The organism is Brevundimonas sp. ALps5 (assembly GCF_058681645.1).
On record NZ_CM178744.1, the window covers coordinates 4,134,204 to 4,152,241 of the forward strand.

Annotated in this window: 20 protein-coding genes; 7 read left to right on the plus strand and 13 right to left on the minus strand. The window is 68.7% G+C overall.

From position 1 onward, the window contains the following. Nucleotides 1-56 precede the first annotated feature (56 nt). Nucleotides 57-1,493: a S41 family peptidase gene (locus ACW172_RS19890; RefSeq protein ID WP_492033113.1), complete on the plus strand. Its 1,437-nt coding sequence runs from the start codon at nt 57-59 to the stop codon at nt 1,491-1,493. Here ACW172_RS19890 and ACW172_RS19895 read toward each other — a convergent pair. Continuing rightward, nucleotides 1,490-2,443: a glycosyltransferase family 9 protein gene (locus ACW172_RS19895; RefSeq protein ID WP_492033114.1), complete on the minus strand. Its 954-nt coding sequence runs from the start codon at nt 2,441-2,443 to the stop codon at nt 1,490-1,492. The two genes, ACW172_RS19890 and ACW172_RS19895, sit on opposite strands and share 4 nt — an antisense overlap. Before the next feature lie 137 nt (nt 2,444-2,580). Here ACW172_RS19895 and ygfZ point away from each other — a divergent pair, with 137 nt between their 5' ends. Beyond that, entirely contained in the window at nt 2,581-3,399 is an 819-nt protein-coding gene (gene ygfZ, locus ACW172_RS19900; RefSeq protein ID WP_492033115.1) for a CAF17-like 4Fe-4S cluster assembly/insertion protein YgfZ, read from the plus strand. Here the strand turns inward: ygfZ and ACW172_RS19905 are convergent. Beyond that, the gene (locus ACW172_RS19905; RefSeq protein ID WP_492033116.1) at nt 3,335-5,122 is read right to left on the minus strand and encodes an alpha/beta hydrolase; all 1,788 of its coding nucleotides are present in this window, start codon (nt 5,120-5,122) and stop codon (nt 3,335-3,337) included. The genes ygfZ and ACW172_RS19905 overlap by 65 nt on opposite strands. A 101-nt stretch (nt 5,123-5,223) precedes the next feature. On the opposite strand from ACW172_RS19905, the gene ACW172_RS19910 reads away from it, so the two are divergent. Both ACW172_RS19910 and rnhB read left to right on the plus strand, forming a co-directional pair. Continuing rightward, nucleotides 5,224-5,811, plus strand: coding sequence for a DNA-3-methyladenine glycosylase I (locus ACW172_RS19910; protein WP_492033117.1), 588 nt, complete (start codon nt 5,224-5,226; stop codon nt 5,809-5,811). Continuing rightward, nucleotides 5,811-6,452, plus strand: coding sequence for a ribonuclease HII (gene rnhB, locus ACW172_RS19915; RefSeq protein WP_492033118.1), 642 nt, complete (start codon nt 5,811-5,813; stop codon nt 6,450-6,452). Before ACW172_RS19910 ends, rnhB begins: the two co-directional genes overlap by 1 nt. A gap of 4 nt (nt 6,453-6,456) precedes the next feature. On the opposite strand, the gene ACW172_RS19920 is transcribed toward rnhB, so the two are convergent. The 9 genes from ACW172_RS19920 to ACW172_RS19960 form a co-directional block, all read right to left on the minus strand. Further along, the gene (locus ACW172_RS19920) at nt 6,457-6,720 is read right to left on the minus strand and encodes a hypothetical protein (RefSeq protein WP_492033119.1); all 264 of its coding nucleotides are present in this window, start codon (nt 6,718-6,720) and stop codon (nt 6,457-6,459) included. A gap of 60 nt (nt 6,721-6,780) precedes the next feature. Further along, a complete protein-coding gene (locus ACW172_RS19925; protein ID WP_492033120.1) occupies nt 6,781-7,821 on the minus strand; it encodes a DNA adenine methylase in 1,041 nt (346 codons plus the stop codon). A 52-nt stretch (nt 7,822-7,873) separates the two neighbouring features. Continuing rightward, entirely contained in the window at nt 7,874-9,316 is a 1,443-nt protein-coding gene (gene pyk, locus ACW172_RS19930; RefSeq protein WP_492033121.1) for a pyruvate kinase, read from the minus strand. A gap of 156 nt (nt 9,317-9,472) precedes the next feature. Beyond that, nucleotides 9,473-11,188, minus strand: a complete 1,716-nt coding sequence (locus ACW172_RS19935) for an alkaline phosphatase family protein (RefSeq protein ID WP_492033122.1) — start codon at nt 11,186-11,188, stop codon at nt 9,473-9,475. A gap of 105 nt (nt 11,189-11,293) precedes the next feature. Beyond that, nucleotides 11,294-11,479 (minus strand): hypothetical protein, encoded by a 186-nt coding sequence (locus ACW172_RS19940; RefSeq protein WP_492033123.1) that lies wholly within the window; start codon nt 11,477-11,479, stop codon nt 11,294-11,296. A gap of 94 nt (nt 11,480-11,573) precedes the next feature. Next, nucleotides 11,574-11,834 carry a hypothetical protein gene (locus tag ACW172_RS19945; RefSeq protein ID WP_492033124.1) on the minus strand — a complete coding sequence of 87 codons (261 nt, stop codon included), beginning with the start codon at nt 11,832-11,834 and terminating at the stop codon, nt 11,574-11,576. Continuing rightward, nucleotides 11,831-12,292, minus strand: a complete 462-nt coding sequence (locus ACW172_RS19950; protein ID WP_492033125.1) for a hypothetical protein — start codon at nt 12,290-12,292, stop codon at nt 11,831-11,833. The genes ACW172_RS19945 and ACW172_RS19950 overlap by 4 nt, the downstream gene beginning before the upstream one ends. A gap of 71 nt (nt 12,293-12,363) precedes the next feature. After that, nucleotides 12,364-12,738, minus strand: a complete 375-nt coding sequence (locus ACW172_RS19955; protein ID WP_492033126.1) for a hypothetical protein — start codon at nt 12,736-12,738, stop codon at nt 12,364-12,366. A gap of 48 nt (nt 12,739-12,786) precedes the next feature. After that, complete coding sequence (locus ACW172_RS19960; protein ID WP_492033127.1) at nt 12,787-13,248, minus strand: helix-turn-helix domain-containing protein; 462 nt, start codon at nt 13,246-13,248, stop codon at nt 12,787-12,789. 760 nt (nt 13,249-14,008) lie between these two features. Here ACW172_RS19960 and ACW172_RS19965 point away from each other — a divergent pair. Next, nucleotides 14,009-15,049 (plus strand): transglutaminase-like cysteine peptidase, encoded by a 1,041-nt coding sequence (locus tag ACW172_RS19965; RefSeq protein ID WP_492033128.1) that lies wholly within the window; start codon nt 14,009-14,011, stop codon nt 15,047-15,049. 116 nt (nt 15,050-15,165) lie between these two features. On the opposite strand, the gene ACW172_RS19970 is transcribed toward ACW172_RS19965, so the two are convergent. Further along, nucleotides 15,166-15,972, minus strand: coding sequence for a metallophosphoesterase family protein (locus ACW172_RS19970; protein WP_492033129.1), 807 nt, complete (start codon nt 15,970-15,972; stop codon nt 15,166-15,168). A 79-nt stretch (nt 15,973-16,051) separates the two neighbouring features. Beyond that, nucleotides 16,052-16,630 carry a polysaccharide biosynthesis/export family protein gene (locus ACW172_RS19975; protein ID WP_492033130.1) on the minus strand — a complete coding sequence of 193 codons (579 nt, stop codon included), beginning with the start codon at nt 16,628-16,630 and terminating at the stop codon, nt 16,052-16,054. Between the two features lie 179 nt (nt 16,631-16,809). Here ACW172_RS19975 and ACW172_RS19980 point away from each other — a divergent pair, with 179 nt between their 5' ends. Together ACW172_RS19980 and ACW172_RS19985 are read left to right on the plus strand one after the other, a co-directional pair. Then, nucleotides 16,810-17,385 (plus strand): hypothetical protein, encoded by a 576-nt coding sequence (locus tag ACW172_RS19980; protein WP_492033131.1) that lies wholly within the window; start codon nt 16,810-16,812, stop codon nt 17,383-17,385. A gap of 125 nt (nt 17,386-17,510) precedes the next feature. Beyond that, on the plus strand, nt 17,511-17,999 hold the full coding sequence (locus ACW172_RS19985) for a hypothetical protein (RefSeq protein WP_492033132.1): 489 nt from the start codon (nt 17,511-17,513) through the stop codon (nt 17,997-17,999). The last annotated feature ends 39 nt before the right edge of the window (nt 18,000-18,038 follow it).

Here is an 18,038-nt window from a genome sequence, read left to right on the forward strand (position 1 = left end):
TTTCACTTGAAGCGACGCGACCCCCATCGGAAGCTCGGCCGTTCCCGGAGCGCCCCATGAAACCGCTGATCCGCCTCGTTCTGGCCCTCGCGGCCGCGTGCCTGTCGGCGCCCGCCTTTGCTCAGGAAAGCCCGACCGATTGGCCCGTCCTGACGCGCACGGATCTGGAGGCCGCCGCCGCCCTGATCCGCGACAACCACCCGGCCATGGTCCCCGAGGTCGGCGACGCCGCCTTCACCGCCCGCTTCGCCGCCAGCCTGACGAAGGCTCAAGCCCGGGTTCCTCAGGTCCGGGACGCCGACGGCATGGCCGCCACCCTGCGCGGCTTCGCCTCTGGCCTCGGCGACGACCACATCGCCTGGGCGCCGAAGAGCGGCCTGCCGGTCAAGAGCTGGCCCGGCTTCATGGTGGTCAAACGTGGCGTCGATCTCGTCGTGACCGTCACCGAGCCCGGCGGCCCGACCGAGGGCGCGCGGCTGGTCGCCTGCGACGGAACCCCGGCGGCGACCCTGCTGCGGGAGCGCACCGCTGATCGCGTCCCGGACCCCGACATCGCCGCCCAGCTGACCGTCAACTCCATCTGGGTCGTGCTGGACGACGGCAATCCCTTCATCGCCCGCCCGCGCCAGTGCCGGTTCGAGGCCGAAGGCCAGCCGCTCGATGTCGCACTGAACTGGCGTCCGGTCACGGCCGAGGACTTCCCCCGCATCCGCGCCGGCCGCCGCCTGACCGGCCACGCGGGCTATGGCGTCCGCGCCGTCGGCGAGGCCCGCTGGATCGCCTTCGAATCCTTCGACGACTCCGTGGCCCCCGTCGTCGAGGCCGTGCGCGCCAGACAGGCCGAGCTGCGCGCCGCGCCTATGGTGGTCATCGACCTGCGCGGCAACGGCGGCGGCAACTCCCGCTTCGGTGATCAGGTCGCATCGATCCTGCTCGGTGACGAGCCGATGAAGGCCATCTCGTCCTCGGGCGGCGGCGACTGCCCCACCGTCTGGCGCGCCTCGCCGGACAACCGCAAGAGTCTCGCCGCCTACGCCGCACGGATGCCGGACTCTGCCGACTTCTGGAACGCCGAAGGGGCCGAAATGGACGCCGCCCTCGCCGCCGGTCGCCCCCTGACCGCCTCGCTGGACGGCTGCACGGTCGCGACCGAACGCACCCAGCTTCCGCCGCCGCCGCACCCGCTGTTCCCGGGCAAGCTGGTCGTCCTGACCGACGCCGCCTGCTTCAGTTCCTGCACCCTGGTCGTCGATCACCTGCTGCGGCTGGGCGCGATCCAGGTCGGCGCCGCCACCAATGCGCCCACCCGCTATATGGAGGTCCGCTCGGTCGACCTGCCGTCCGGTCTGGGCGGGTTCAGCACGCTCCAGAAGGCGGCTCTTTCGGCCCCGCCCCTGTTCGGCCCCTTCGATCCGGCGGTCCCCTTCCCCGGCGACATCACCAACACTGCGGCGCTGGAGGCCTGGGTTCCGGGCGCGGTGGCCGGGCTCTAGCGACGCGAGGCCAGCAGCTTCTTCGCCGCCTTCAGCACCCGTTCGGCGGGCAGGTCCATCATATGCTGGATGGCCTGGTTGAGCTTGGGATCCAGCGCCTTGAACTCGTCCAGCGAGCGCGGACCGCGCACGGATGCGCCCTGCCATGGCCCGACCTTCGTCTCGTCCGAGGGACCGAAGGCGGCGACCGAGGGCACGCCCGCGGCGACCGCCAGCTGGGTCCAGATCGAGTCCGCCCCGACGTAGAGAGAGGCGTGCGACAGGGCCGCGGCGGTCTGCAGCCGCGTCAGCCGTCCTTGCGTCTCGATCACCCGGTTGCGCGCCACGGCCAGGCGGATGGTGTGGGCCAGGTCGCGGTCAGCCTCCTCGCCCACGATCATCAGCCGCCCGCCCGCCAGCGGCCCGTCGTCGGCCAGCAGGGCGGCGGCGATGCGCGAATAGCGGTCGGCGGGCCAGCGCTTGCCGATCCAGTCCGTGCCCGGCCCCACCGCCAGGATCGGCTTGCCGTCCGGCTGGACCAGGGCGTCGGCGGCGGCCTGCGTCTCCTCGCCGATGAAAAGCTTCGGCGACGGAACTTCGTCCAGCTTCAGGATGTCGGCGGCCTGCTCGACGGCATGCAGTTCGGGATTGTCCTTGCCCCGCACGGCCCGCTTTTGCCGCTTCAGCCTGCCCGACAGGGTCGAGCCGCGCATGTCGACCACCAGACCCCACTTCGTCTCCCGCACCTGGTTCCACAGGGCGATCCATTCGAACCGGCCGTCGCGGTCCAGGGTCAGCAGTTTGTCGAGGCGCGGGACGTCGGCGAACAGGGGCGAGGTCGCGGGCGACCCCACCACCGTAAAGGTCGCCTGGGGCATGGCCTCGACGAGGTAGGCCAGCACGCCGGACGACAGAACGGCGGCCTCAGCCTCGGCCTCGGCGATGTAGAGAATGGGAAAACGCGCCGCCATGGATGGACCGTATACGGATTCTATCGAAGGTTCAGAGAGATGAAACAGGCAGTTCAACCGGGTTCAGTGGAAAACATTCCCGGAAAGATGAGTGGGTGGGCCTCGCCCCCAGAACGCGCCAACCCTATCTTGGCCGCATGACAAGCACCGCCCACCTCGACAGCCGCGCCCTGATCCGTGTGTCGGGTGAGGATGCAAAGCCCTTCCTGAACAATCTTCTGACCCAGAATGTCGAGACATTGGGTGAAGGCGAACTGCGCTTCGGCGCCCTGCTCTCCCCGCCCGGACGGCTGCTATTCGACCTCTTCCTGTTCGGCGACCGGGACGCTGTCCTGCTGGATGTCGCCGCCGACCGGCGCGAGGCCGTGATCCAGCGGCTGACGATGTACAAACTCCGGGCCAGGGTCGATGTCGCCGCCGACGACCGCCCGGTCACGGCCTCATGGCCCGAGGTCGCCGACGGCTTCGTCGCCGATCCGCGCACGGCTCTGCTCGGCGGCCGCCGCTACGGCGAGACCGGAACCACCACCGCGACCGAGGCCGATTACGACGCCCATCGTCTGGCTGTCGGCGTGCCCGATCCGGCGCGCGACGTGGCCGTGGACCGCACCTATCCGATCGAGGCGGACTTCGACCTGCTGAACGGCATCGACTTCGCCAAGGGCTGTTTCGTCGGCCAGGAGACGACCTCGCGCATGAAGCGGCGCGGCGCCATCCGCAACCGCATGCTGCCCCTCGTCTTCGACGGTCCGGCGCCCGCGACCGGGGCCGAGGTCCTGCTGAACGGCGACCGGCGCGCGGGCGAGGTGATGACGGGCGCGGAAGGCTCGGCCATGGCCCTCCTCCGCCTCGACCGGATCGACGGCGATCTGACCGTCGAGGGTCGTCCCGTTACGGTGCGCCGGCCGGACTGGGCGCCGCCGGAGACGTGGTCTCTCCCGCAATCGACTGACTGATCCCGAACATCGCCGCCAGCCGCTCGCGCTTCCTCACCAGCGCCGCCCGGGCCACGATCGCCGCCTTGGCCGTGTCGGCGTCCAGCTTGGCCAGGGCCTTGTCGATGCCGCCGTCGGCGCGGACCGTCTCGGTGTCCTCGACGAACTCCTGCTCCGGACAGCCGCCGCCGAAGGCCCAGTAGCGCTGGCCTTGCGCCGCTTGGGCGGTCTCCAGCACGCAACGCTTGTCCGGCGCCAGCGACAGCCACATCACCGCCCGGAAGTCGGCAAGCGCACTCCCGGCGAAGTCGTCGTGGCCCAGAAGTCCGCCCGAGGCCGCCGTGGTGTCCACCGTCTGCAGCCCGTCGCGCACGATGATGTTGCGCGCATCGCCGACCCTCTGCATCCGGTTGACCTGCTGCGAGATCTGCAGCGCCCGGTCGCGCTGCGAGGCATAGAGGGTGAAGCGGCGGCCGGTGTGCAGGATGCGAGGCCAGGTCGCCTCGAACTCGTCCACCCCGACGTCGGCGGCGGCGAACACCACCTCATTGAACATCGGCGGCTGGTTGGGTGTCCGCGCCGCGATCACGTCCAGCGCCCGCTCCAGCACCCGGTTGCCCATGGAGTGGGCCACCAGATGCACCCGCGTCGCCCCGGTGCGGTTGGCGACGTCGGTCAGGAAGTCCGCGACCTCGTTCAACAGGGCCTGATCCGCCACCGTCCGCGTGTCGGCCTGATAGCCCAGCAGGCTGGCCCGCGACGGCCAGGAATAGAGAATCGGCGCCCCGTCCAGGTTCATGTCCACCGCCAGCTGGGCCGTGCGGATCGCCGCGCCTTCGAAGCTGGTGTTGTAGCCGTGGATGAAGACGAAGACCTCCTTCTGCTGGCTGCGCGCCACCACCGAGGACACGCGCTGGAAGAAGGCGTCGCGATCCGTGACCGGCGTCACGCTGTTCAGGATCATGTGCTTCTCCGGATCCGGCCGGAACTCCAGGGTCCAGATCGACGGCCGCGGGATGGTCCCCGGATTGCGGTTGTTGGGCACGCTGACCTCGGCGACGCCGAAGGATAGCGCCGCCCTCTGACCGCCATAGAAGGTCGCCGGCGTCAGGTCGCCGGTCGGGGCGCGGTGGGTGGCGTACCAGACCTGCACCTCGCGAAAGCCGTCGGTCGAGGGCGGCTGCCCCGGAACAGGCGGCGGAGGCGGCGGAGGCGGCGGCCCCTCCTCTCCGCCCCGCGAAGCGAAGGGCTCCAGCCCCGCCGAGACCCGCGCCGCGTTCAGCTCGTCCAGCCAGGGCTTGAGGTTCTGGTTGCCCCGCCCCCAGACGCCCTCGCGCAGATCATAGGCGGTCAGCAGCCACTGGGCCTTCTTCGCCGGTGTGTCCGACAGCCGCGCCACAGCCTCCATCGGCGCCGCCATGGAAATGTCGCCCTGCCCCCTGAACTGTAGGATGGCGGTCAGGGCGTCCTGATAGGCCTTGATCGCCTCGTCCTTCAGCCCCGCCTCGGCATAGGCCTGGGCCAGGGCCAGATGGAAGGCGATCAGGGTGTCGGGATCAGAGGAACGCAGTTGCCCGATCAATGATTGATCAGCCGAGACCCGCCGCAGCGCAGCGAGGTCGCCCGTGTCTACCGCCTCGGCGACGGCCTCCAGTGATACAGGCTGCACCTGCGCCTGAACGGTCATCGGCCCGAAGAGCAGAAGCCCCACGAACGCCACCCCGATCCACGCCCGAACACCCATGTGATCCTCCCCAGGTTCAGGCCGATCCTGTCTCACGAAACGCCGGTTCGCCACGACTTTCGGAACATGACGGCGGGAGGGCGCACGGCTAGGATCGGCCCATGACCGAATCCCCGCATCGCTGCACCTGGTGCGGGACCGACCCGCTCTACACGGCCTATCACGACACCGAATGGGGCGTGCCCGAGTACGACCCGCGCGCCCTGTGGGAGAAGCTGGTGCTGGACGGGTTTCAGGCGGGCCTCGCCTGGATCACCATCCTGCGAAAACGCGAGACCCTGCGCGCCGCCTTCGCCAACTTCGATCCGGAGAAGGTCGCCCGCTTCGACGACGCCGACCGCGAGCGACTGATGAACGACCCGGGCATCATCCGCTCCCGTGCCAAGATCGAGGCCGCTATCAAGGGGGCGCAGATTTATCTGGAAATGCAGGCCTCGGGCGAGGACTTCTCCGAATGGCTCTGGTCCTTCGTCGGCGGCGCCCCGATCCAGGGCCGTCGCGCCGGCATGGGCGACATCCCGACCCAGACGCCGGAGTCCGTCGCCATGGCCAAGGCCCTCAAGACGCGCGGCTTCAACTTCTGCGGTCCGGTGATCGTCTATGCCTTCATGCAGGCCACCGGCATGGTCAACGACCACATCGAGCCGTGCTTCCGCTGCGACGAGGTTCGGGCTATGGGCGGCCGCTGATGCCCAAGCCCTCCTCCAAATCAGACCGCGCCTTCCCGACCACCGCGCTCGAGGTCCTGCTGGCCCAGTCGGTCGGCGGCCCGGTCTGCGGCGTGGACGAGGCCGGGCGTGGGCCTTGGGCCGGTCCCGTCTCGGCTGCGGCGGTGATCCTCAACCCCGACGACCTGCCCGAGGGCATCGACGACTCCAAGGCCCTGACCGAGAAGCGCCGCTTCCTGCTGGAGCCGCGCATCAAGGCCTCGGCCATCGCCTGGGGCGTCGGCTTCGCCTCGGTGGAGGAGATCGAGGAGCTCAACATCCTCCACGCGACCGGTCTGGCCATGTGCCGCGCCATCGAGGCCCTGTCAGTGCAGCCGAAGGCGGCGCTGGTCGACGGCAACTACCGCTTCAAACTGCCGTGCGAGGTCAAGACCGTGGTCGGCGGCGACGGCCTGTCGCTGTCCATCGCCGCGGCCTCGATCCTGGCCAAGACCGCGCGCGACCGGCTGATGATCGAGCTGGACGCCCAATACCCGGGCTACGGCTTCGCGGCCCACAAGGGCTACAACGCTCCCATCCATCAGGCCGCCCTCAAAGCCATGGGTCCCTGCCCTGCCCACCGCCCCAGCTGGGCGCCGATCAGGGCCTTGCTGGCGGGATAAAGCTCTAGATGTGCAGCGCGCCGCCCAGCAGCGCGCCCATGGACGCCGCCACGACCGCACCTGCCGCGATAGTAACCCACGGCGGAAGGTCGCTCAGCAGTTCCTTGATCGTCGGCTCGCTCTCGCCCGTGTCATTGGCCGGGCGGCTGTCGAAGCGGCTGACGCCGGGCGCTCGCCAGGCAACGGCGTCGCGGGCGTCCATGGCCTTGCGGTAGGCCTTTTCAGCGGCCTGGGCGCGGAGCGCTTCGGCGTGCGAGATCGGGGTCATCGACAGCTGTTCCATGCCGAGCCAAACGACCGGCGCCCGCGAGTGTTCCTTAATGAAACGCTACGCCGCCTCGGGCAGGGCCACAACCCGGTCGGTGACGAGGAACAGATACTCGACGTTCTTCAGCCGCCCCACGGCCCCGACCTTCTCGCCCTTGGGATTGTGGATGCCGATGCGCGCGCCGACGTAGCGGGGCCGGTCGATCTCCACCACCTGCACCCGGCCCCGCGCCGACAGCATCTCGACCAGCTGTGCGCGCGACAGATAGCCTTCGTCATTGAACGACACGATCAGGTTCGGCGCCCGGATGGCCTCGATCACCGCCTCCAGCGCCGGGCCGATTCCCGGCTTGGAGTTGAAGGCGCTCTTCCTCGTCCGGACGTCCACCCGCTTGTTGGCCACGCCATAGGTCTCTGGCTTGTCCCACAGCACCAGGCTTTCCCAGACGTGGTAGTTTCCGAGATAGGAGTGCTGGTTGTAGGGCGGGTCCAGATAGACAAGGTCGGCCTCGACCTGGGCAGCGATCTCCACCGCATCGCCCTGCGTCGCCCGGCACGGTCCGCCCGCCACGCCGGGCAACAGGTCCGGCATCCTGAGCACGAGCGGCTTCAGCGCCCGCGGCGCCCAGGCCTTCATATAGGCCATATGGACCCCGGCGGTGGAATCCACCCGGTCGGCGGCCTCCATCAGGCTCACCATGGCGATGGCTTCCAGCTCGGGCTCCAGCGCCATCGTCGCGATCCGGTCGCGCATGGCGTCGACGCGCGCCCCGTTTTCCGGATGAAAGAAGCGGGCGTCCTCGCAGAAGGTCTTGGTGAACCAGCCTGCCTCGGGCTTCACCTCGGCCAGTTCAGCGATGACGGCGGCGGCCCTGTCCGCCCAGATCTCGCGGTCGGCCTGCACATAGGCGGTGGCCAGGGTGTGGGCATAGCTGTTGTGGTCGTTAGACCAGACTCGATGGCCCTGCGCCTTCAGGGCATGGCCCACGCGGGCGCTGCCGGAGAAGAGGTCGCAGACGGTCCCGCCCTCGGGCAGGACCCGGGCTACCGCATCTTTAATTGGATCAAGAAGGGCCCGTTTCGAGCCCAGGTATTTGATCATAAAAGGCTCTTCCCCTGGAGCGGGCCTTATAGCGGGGAAGACGCCCTGTGTCTCAGCTCTTGCCCCGCTTCGCCGGTTTGGCCGGAGCATGGGCCAATCGCAGCAGATTCGCAGCCCCCGGCGCGCCGAAGGGCGTCCCGGCCAGGATCAGCACCCGCTGCCCCGGCTGGGCCAGGCCGAACTGCACCGCGCTGTCGACGGCGTTGTCGGTGACGTCCTCCAGCGAGGTCGGCTCATTGCCGAGACGCGGCTCCAGTCCCCAGACCAGGGCCAGTCGCCGCGCCGTCTCGGCCTTGGGCGTCAAGGCCAGCATGGGCTGCAGCGGCCGCTCGCGCGACATCCGCCGGGCGGTGCCGCCCAAAGTCGTGAAGATGACGATACAGGCGGTCGACTGGGCCTCGGCGGCCTTGCGCGCCGCCGCGACCAGGGCGTCGGCGTCGAAGTCGTCCATGCCCGCGTGTTCGGCGTCCATCAGGTCAGGCCAGATCGGGTCCTTCTCCACCCGCTCCATGATCCGGTTCATGATGCCCACCGCTTCCAGCGGATAGTCGCCCGAGGCCGTTTCCGCTGACAGCATCAGGGCGTCGGCGCCCTCATAGACGGCGTTGGCGACGTCCGAGGCCTCGGCGCGCGTCGGGGCCGGGGCGCTGGTCATGGACTCCAGCATCTGGGTGGCGACGATCACCGGCACCCCGCGCTGGCGGGCGGCGCGGATGATGGCCTTCTGGGCCACCGGCACCTCCTCGGGGTCCATCTCGACGCCCAGATCGCCGCGCGCGACCATCACGCCGTCACAGTAGTCCAGAATGGCGCCCAGATCGGCCAGGGCCTGGGGCTTTTCGATCTTGGCCAGGCACGCCGCCTTGCCGCCGACCAGCCGCTTCAGCTCGGCCATGTCCTCGGCCTTCTGAACGAAGCTCAGGGCCACCCAGTCGACGCCGATGCGCAGGGCGAAGGCCAGGTCCTCGCGATCCTTCGGCGTCAGGGCCGAGACCGGGATCACCGCCTCCGGCACCGCCACGCCCTTGCGGTCGCTGAGCTTGTGGCCGCTCTCGACGGTGACGTCGGCCCATTCGTCGGTCCGCTCGCCGACGCGCAGCCGCACCCGGCCGTCGTCCAGCAGCAGCAGATGGCCCGTGCGCAACGCCTTGAAGATTTCCGGATGCGGCATCTGCACCCGCGTCTCGTCGCCGGGCGTCGGGTCCAGATCGAAGCGCATCTTGTGGCCCGGCTTGATGTCGATCTCGACATCCTTGAACCGGCCCAGGCGCAGCTTGGGACCCTGCAGGTCGGCCAGCACGCCCAGAGGCCGCTGCAGCGCCATCTCGGCCCCGCGCACCGCCTTCAGGGCGGCGGCATGGTCGTCATGCGAGCCGTGGCTGAAGTTCAGGCGGAAGACGTCCACCCCGGCCTGGGCCAGGGCCTTCACCGTGCCGGGCGCCCGGCTGGCGGGCCCCAGGGTCGCGACGATGCGCGCGCGTCGTGCTCTGATCATTGAACTGTCCCGTTCCGTCGTCTTCGGTCGCGTTTCCTGATCCCTTGCCGGGAATCTGTGGCCCTTCTGGCAAGGTAACACGCGGGGCGGTAGATCAGACCCCGCCGGGAAACACGATGTGACGCCCTGTAACGAAGCCGGGCGTCGGGATCAGCCTCAGGGCCTGGCCGCCGGCTCCGCCTCGACAGCCGGACAGGCCGGGACGTCATAGAGGCCCAGGTTCTGGCACACGCCGTCGACCGTATCCGGCGTCGGGACCTGGATCAGATTGGCCAGGGTCGGGGCGATGTCGACGGTGCGCAACGGCCAGAAATGCTCCTCGCCGCGTTCACCGGGCCGCCAGAAGATGATCGGCACCCGGCGGTCGTAATCCCAGGGCGAGCCGTGGCTGGCGATCGAGCCGCCGATCCGGGCGTTGGAGGTCAGGTTGTAGGCATAGGCCCGCAGGATGTCGGCGCCCCGCCCGGCGACGGCGCTCAGGCGCAGCCGCTCGCGGATCGTCAGCTCTTCCGGATTGAAATTGCGGGCCGGCATCGGGTCCTGCAGCAGCTCGTCGCGCGGCACGGCCAGGACGATGTTCGGCTCGGCGTTCAGCAGCGGAATCGCGGCGGCGATGATCTGGCTGCGCAGCGGCTCCGGCAGCTCCTTGTGATCCTTGTCGGCGACGATGAAGCCCGTGCCGCCGCTCTGCAGCGGGTTGTCGGTCAGGTTGAACTGCGTCTTCAGCCGGGCATTGATGCGCGGCAGCATGGTGGTGTCATAGCGGCCGGCGACCGCGCCGCGATCCGTCATCCGCTCGGGGAAGTCCGAGCCGCCGTGGTCGGCGGTCAGGACCACGATGGCGCCCGGCGTCGCCGCGACGCGGCCGAGGAAGGCGCCCAGAGCCTCGTCCATGCGCAGCAGTTGCTCGCACATCTCGGGGCCTTGGGTGCCATAGGCGTGGCCGATCTTGTCAGTGCCCGACAGGCTGACGCCCAGCAGGTCGACGACCCCGCGCCGGCCCAGTTGCTGGCTGTCCAGCAGATAGGTCGCGGCGTCCAGGGTGGTCTCGTCGAGGTAGGGCGAGTCCTCGAGATTGGCCTCCATAGGCGGCAGGTCGGCGTGGAAGGTCTGGCCGCCGACGGTCGAGGTCGACCGCAGGGTACGGCACTGGTCGTGCTGGAAAGTCCAGGTCGGGTTCGGATCCGCCGCCAGCTTCGCCTTGTAGGCCGCATTGAAGGCCGCGATCGGCGCCAGCCGCGCCTCGGCCGTCTGGCCCGGCTCGACATAGGTCGTCAGCATCGGCCCTTCGATCCAGAAGGTCCCGTCGGCGTGGTGACCCGCCAGATTGATCGCGCCCCGATCCTTGCCCGAGACGGCGAAGACGCGGCTCCGCGGGCTCTGCGCCTTGACCCAGTCCGGCAGGTTGGTGACCAGCAGGGCGTTGGAGCCGACCCGGCCGTTCTCGCCATGCGCCGGTCCGGCGATGGTGTTTTGCGGCGCGGCCAGACAGTAGAGGTCCTTGCCGGTCGCCGGATCGATCCACTCATTGGCCGGGATGCCGGTATGGGTCGGATGGGCGCCGGTCAGGACCGTGGAGTGGCCCGGGCAGGTCGTGGTCACGCCGTGGCTCTGGAAGCCGTTGGTATAGACCAGCCCCTGGTCGGCCAGGATCTTCAGACCGCCGGTGAACCGGCTGCGATACTGGTTGAACAGATTGGCGCTGAACTGATCGATCACGATGGTCACGACCAGGGTCGGACGGCCCGGGGCGATGTTCGACGGCGGCAGCGGCGCCCGTTCCGGCGCGGGAACTTCCCCTGGGGTTTGGGCGAGAGCCGGCGCGGCTCCCAGCATGAGAAGAGCCGAGACGATCGCGGTGGTGGACTTCACAGGGGGACGCTCCGATGACCTGACGGCCCCTTAGCGTCCGCGCATGGCGGATGCGTGACAGTTAGCTGGACCGGGCGGCTCTCGTAGCCCGACGCGGCGTTTTGTCTAGGCTTCCCCGGAAGTCCGCCGGCGCGGGTCGCCATGTACGGTCGTATCGTCGGGCGCGTTCTCCTCGGCGTCCACCACCCAGAAGCTCCAGGTCAGGGGACACATATCGGCGGAGAAGACGCGCTCACGCGTTTCGTCACGCTTCACGGGCGACAGGGGTGCGATCCAGTCCAGGAAAGCCATGGTCTTGTTCCTCCGGACGGTTCTTCGACCGTTCCAGTGGACAGAATGGCGCGCGTCCGGACGAAATTGGAAGCCCCCTGCCCCATCCCGTCCCTCACACTTTCGGCAGATCCTCTACATAGCGCCGCAGGTGCGCCAGGGCCGTCTGGTCGCGTCCGTCGCTGCGCGAGGCCACGGTCTGGAGCAGGACCTCCAGCATGGCCCCGGCCTCTCCGGGGCTCGCGGGCTCCCAGTCCAGCAGGAACTTCTCGGCCGAGGCGAAGCGCTCCCAGACCGGCTCGAGATCCTGGACCGACCACTCGCGCCAGAAGGCGGCGGCGGATTCGAACGTCCATTGGGTGTCGGATTTTTTCATCGGGTGATTTCTGTCGAAAAAGGTCGGGCCTGGGCCCGGGAATGGGATTGGGAGTTACGGCGGGCCGACACGGCCTCCGCGATGCCGAAGCCGCAGGCGACCATCTGAAGCATCCAGAGCACCAGCCGAAGCGACACCCCGGTCCAGATCAGCAGCTCAGGCTGTGCGATGGCGATCGCGTAGCTCGAGGTCGCCGCCAGCTGAAAGCCCGCTGCGGCGATGATCCACCAACGGCGGGACACCATGACCAGGGCGATCAGGGACGTCAGCAGGCCGATGGACATCAGCCCCAGCCCCCAGCGGACGTTTCCGATCACCAGGGGCTCGAGCACAGGCGGGGCCAGGATGGCGGTGACGAACACCGCCGCCCCCAGGCGATCCTCGCGCTGGCCGAACCACAGCAGGCCGGCCAGGACGAGGACGGTCGGCGCCATGAGGAGGTACTGAAGAAGATTCATCCCGGAACGCCGACTCTACCCTGCCTTGGCCCTGAGCGGCCCGACTTGTGTGACCGCCCGCCTGGCTCTGGTCAGGCCACGGCCGAGGCCAGCGGAGCCGTACTGCCCGGCTTGGTTTCGGTGGGGCTTTCCATTCGCCACGGCACGGAGAACTCTTCGGCGGTCTGAAGCAGGCCTTCATGGGCGCGAATGGTCGCGCCCCGGGCCTCGACCGCCAGGCCGATGGCCCGTGTCAGTTCGGCCAGGGCTTCCTGACCTGCGGCCGCCGCCACGCCGATCTCCAGCCGCCCCATGATCAGGGTCTGGGCCAGGGCGAGGTGCGTGGCCAGGGCGTGATCCAGCTGGTGTTCGGCCGTGCGCAGTTCGCGAGCGGCCCTGGCCCCCAGGGCGCGCTTCGCTTGCAGGGTCGACCGGGAGGAGGTCGGCAGTGTGCTGATGTTCGACATGAAGGTATCCCTCCGCCCCATGGCGGGATGAGTATGTTGGCGTCCGCCTCAGCGAGCTCCGGCCGGCGCCGACCTCTGGATGAGCTCCATGCCCATGCTCAGGATCGCGGCGCCGCCCACCGCCAACACCGTCCCTCCGATCGCGAAAGCGAGCACCAGCGCCAGTCGGAGAGCCCGCCGCTCCGGAGCCGGAGGGATGGACCATCCTTGGGACGAAGGAGCCGCATCACGGTCCGTCGCGACGAGGTCGTTGACCGCCTCGGCCCCGGCATCAGGGGTGGAAACGGCCGCCCCGGATATCGGTATTGCGGCGCCTAGGTATTGAATGCCGAGGCGCTCGGCCGCCCGCCGTCGGTCCCGCACGCCCAGCTTTCCGAAGATGCTCTGGAAGTGCGCGGCCACCGTCCGCCGGCTGATGCCCAGCCGGTCGGCGATCTCCTGGTCGCTCAGCCTTTGCGCGGCCAACTCCAGGCACTGCATCTCTCGCGCGGTCAGCGGCTGGTGAGACATTCGGGATTCCTCTGTCCGACAAACTAGGCTGCGAGTCAGACGGCAGTCCAGCGCGGCCGCTGCATGCAACTCACGGAAAGCGCGAGGCTTCGCGCTCTACGATTGAGGGAATTCCGGGTTGGAGCGGCCGGATCGGAAAGGCGGTGGTGCGGGCGGCCGGGATCGAACCGGCATGGGCGATGCCCGACGGATTTTCATACCACCTCGGCTTTCGCCGCCGCCCCGCAAGAACAGGCCGTTCGTGGTCTGGACTATCCCTTCGTCATGACCCCGGCCGTTCGGCCGATGGCTTTAGACGCCGCCCGTCTAGTCTCTACACCTTCCCGGGACGCGAACGTCGGCGGGCTTGGCTCGGGATCGCCAGTTGAAAGGGTTCCCCGAATTTGAGCGGTTCTACGTCCGGGATTTCCCCCGGCGCACTCAATCCTCAGCTTAAGTCCGTTGCGTCTACCGATTCCGCCACGCCCGCATGCTGAGCCCCCGGTATAGCCAGCGCCGGCGGTCAGGCCAAGGCGAACGCCCCTCCCCTCCCCTTTTCGACTAAAGTAATAGAGCCCTGTCCCATTTTAGAACAACGGCATGGTATACGTGAATTAACCTTACTTTACGATCAACCAACCCGGTACATTAACCAGCAACAACGTTCGTAAAACTCATCTTTTACTTCTGATGGCATTGTCTCCGTGGGGATCGGAGAACACCTATGTCTCGCTACCGTCTGCGCAGAAGCGCGGCACTGATGATTTTTGCTGTCGGAGCCTTGGGGGCTTCCACCGCACTGGCCGGTGAAACCGGACAGGCCACGCGTGTCGCCATGCCGCTCGGCGTCGCGGCGCCCGCGCCCGGCGGCTTCCTGGATTTCTGCCGGCGCGAGCCGACGCAGTGCGAGCGATCCGCCGCCGACGCGCGCGATCCGGCTGCGGTGTCGCGCCTGGCGTCGCAGCTGTTCTGGCAGCAGGCCTTCACCCGTTCGAACGCCGCCGCGCCGGCCGCCGGCCGCGCTACCCCGGTCTCCGCCCCGGCCGCCGGTCGCGGAAACTATGACTGGAGCCGGGTCTTCCCGAACGCCCAGACTGCCGCCTCGCAACGGAATATGCCGGCCCGCCCGGTCGCCACGTCGCGTCCCATGCGCATTGTCTCGCAAGGCGCGGTCTCCGCCGAGGACTTCGGCTCCCAGGCCGTGGACGCCTCGGCCGATGGCGTGGCTTATCAGGCCGCCTCGGCCGCCGAGGTCGCCGGCAATCCGATGGCCCGCACCTTCGCCCGCCTCGGCGTGCCGGCTCCGCGCATTCATCCCACGCCGCTGCCGGACGCCGCCGGCGCCGCCTCGGCCGACGCCTTCACCGCACCTTCGTCCGGGACCCAGGACCGCGCCGAACAGCGCGCCGACAATGATGTCGCCGTCCTGACCCTCGACGCGGACACCTGGGCCCTGCTCAACCGCGTCAACCGCACGGTCAACCGCGGCATCCGCCAGACCTCGGACCAGTCCAACTACGGCAAGCCCGACTTCTGGGAAGTTCCGACCGGCCGCGTCGCCCGGGGCGATTGCGAAGACTACGTCCTGGCCAAGCGCCAGGCGCTGATCGCCGCCGGCGTGCCCGCCGAGGTCCTGTCCATCGCCATCGTCGACACCCAGTGGGGTGAAAGCCACGCCGTCCTGCTGGTCGCGGGCGACACCGGCGAGGTCGTGCTGGACAACCTGTCGTCCTGGATCTCCCGCTGGGACCGCACGGGCTACACCTGGCGCGAACGCCAGGCGCCCGGCAGCGTCTTCGAATGGGTCAGCGTCGCGGCCTGAGGGCCGCCGTCTGAGGGGTTGCCGCCTGAGGCGACACACGTCCCAAAAATGAAACGCCCGGTCACTGCAGTGACCGGGCGTTGCTGTTTCTGGAGAGCCGCGCTCTTTCGGAGTGGCTAGATCGCCCGGCGCGAGGTCTCGATCGTCTTGCCGATGGCGCGGGTCTGCAGCAGCTGGCGCGTCTCGCCTTCAAGTCTCAGCCCGGTCAGGACGCCGGTGGCGTAGGCTCCGGTGTCGATTCCGATGCGGCGGCCGTCGGCGTGGACAGCCTCCTCCGGCGTGTGGCCATGCACCACCACCTTCTCGAACGGCGTGCGGCCGCCCAGGAAGTCGCCGCGAATCCACATCAGATCCTGCTCCGACTGCTCGGCCAGGGCGATGCCCGGACGCGCGCCGGCATGGGCGAAGAAATAGTCGCCGATCTCGAACGACGAGCGCTGGCGCGCCAGGAATTTGCGGTGGCTGTCCGGCAGGGCCGCGCCCAGATTGGCCGAGGCCTCGACCCAGCCTTCGATCTCGCCCTTCAGGGCGGGGATGGTCACGCCGTAGGACAGCAGCGCCTCGCGCCCGCCGTACTCGCACCACGACGGCCCCAGCTCGGGCTCGCTCAGGAATGCCTCGAAGCGTTCCTCGTGATTGCCGCGCAGGAAATGGGTCTCGATGTCCTCGACATCGGACAGCTTGCACAGAAGGTCGATGACGCCCTTCGAATCGGCGCCGCGGTCGACATAGTCGCCCAGCATCACGATCACCGGCCGCGCCGGCTTGGTCGCGCGAAGGTCGCCGACGATCTCGGTCAGCAGCGGAAGCAGCAGGTCGGCGCGGCCATGCACGTCGCCGACGGCCCAGACGACCGAACCGTCCGGCACGCTCGCGGCGCGCCGGACGGCGGGTTTGGACTTGCGGAAGAGGGATCCGATCATGAACGCCACATCGGAGCTTTCAGCCCCGACGGCAAGTCCCCAATCCGAAGACGTCGATTCCCGGGTCCTTGATCGGCGATCAGAAGAACCTCTCGCCGATCCGGATGGTGTCGCCCGGCGCCACCTGGGTGACGGCGTTCAGGGGGAAGACCTGCTCGCTCGCCGAGTCCTGGCGCTTGATATAGACGCGGCGCGTATCGGCCCGATAGGTGAAGCCCTCGGCCGTCGCCACGGCGTTCAGCACCGTCAGATTGTTGGTGTAGGGGTACTCGCCGGGCTTGTTCACCTCGCCGAGAATATAGAAGGGGCGGTAGTTGAGCACCTCGGCGCTGACGCGCGGCTCATTGATATAGCCCTGGCGCAGGGCCTGGGCGATCTCTTCCTGGAACTGGGCGATGGTCAGGCCCGCGGCCTGGACCTCGCCGATCAGCGGCAGGGAGACCTTGCCCGAACCGCCGACCAGGAACTCGCCGGTCAGGGCTTCTTCGCCGAAGACGTTGACGCGCAGCTTGTCCGCCGGGCCCAGCTTGTACTCAGGAACTGTGCGCACCGGCGCGTCCTGAAGATCGGCCACGGTGACCGGCCCGCCGGTTCCCGGCAGGGGGCCGCCGCCGCCGCATCCGGCAACGCCGAACAGCAGCACCAAGCCCAAAAACATTCCCCGAAGCCACGTCATAATCAGAACCCCTTGCTGCAGCGCAATATTAGCCGATCGGTCAGCCCAGTCCAACCGCTACAAGCCCCACGCGAAACCCCTCGCTCTTTCACACAAATCCATCAAGAAGATATCAATGTAACGCTTGAAGAGCGTAAGAATGTGACGACAGGGAGTTCGCGGTGAAAGCCTCCGACAGCTACAGGATCAAACTCGGCGCTTGCGCGGCCCTCGCCGCGACGACTCTCATGTCGGGCGCGGCCCTGGCGATCGGGGCCGGCTCGCCGGCGACACCCCTCCCCGTTCTCGCCGGCCTGGGCGTCGGCGCCGAGGCGCGCGCGGACCTCGCGGCGACCTCGCCGGAAACCCCCGCGGCCGAGGCCATGGCCGCCGACCGCGCCGCGATCAAGGCCGCGCCCCTGTCCGCCGCCGCCTGGCTTCGCATCGCATATATAAAGTCTCGCGACGGTCGCCCCCTCGACGCCGAGGCCCTCGACGCGATCGAGCGGTCCTATTCCGTCGCACCCTTCGGCGCCGACGTCACCGGTTGGCGCCTCACCTTCCTCTATGATCACTGGGGCGAACTGACGCCGCAGATCCGCGCCGAGGCGACCCAGGAACACACCACGCTCATCGCGTGGCAGCAGCCGGTCTGGAACATTGATTCCATTAACGATCCCGCCGGACGCATGGCCGCGACGTTCACACATGCCCACGCCCTCACCCTGCAAGCGAAAAACCTCGCTCAAAAGCCGTAAGACGTGACCGGCAAGACACAGACGATCCAATGTTGCGCCGCAAAACGGCGATATAACACGGATCGGCTTTACGATTGACCCATGTTTGGGCATTCTGTTTCCAAGAGCTTAAAAGGGACTCCAACATGATGAAATCCATGATTTTCGCGGTGGCGTCCCGGACGCTGGCCTCCGTCGGCGCTCTCGCCGTCGTCGCGGCTCCGGCCGTCACCCTCGCCGCCTCGGTTCAAGCTGACGTCGCCGCCCTGGCCGCCAGCATCCAGGCTGCTGTCACCCAGGCCCAGACGGCCGCCGCGGCCGCCGGCCTCAGCGGCGACGCCGCCTCCGCCCAGGTCCAGGCCGCCGTCCAACAGGCGATCGCCGCCAGCGGCGCGACCCCGGACCAGGCCCTGGCCGCCCTGTCGATCGCCCGTTCGAACATGACGTCCTCGGGCGCCCTGTCCGCCTCGGGTTCGGCCGCCCTCGGCGCCGTTTCCGCCCAGGTCTCGTCGCTCAGCAGCAGCAGCGGTGGCGCTCCGGCCTCCGGCGGTTCGTCCGGCGGCGGCGCTCCGGTTCCCCCGCCCGCTTCGTCGGGCGGCGGCGGCGGCGGTTCGGACTACCGCCCCACGACCTAAGTCTCGGAGGGGCCTGTGGAAACACAGGCCCCATCCACG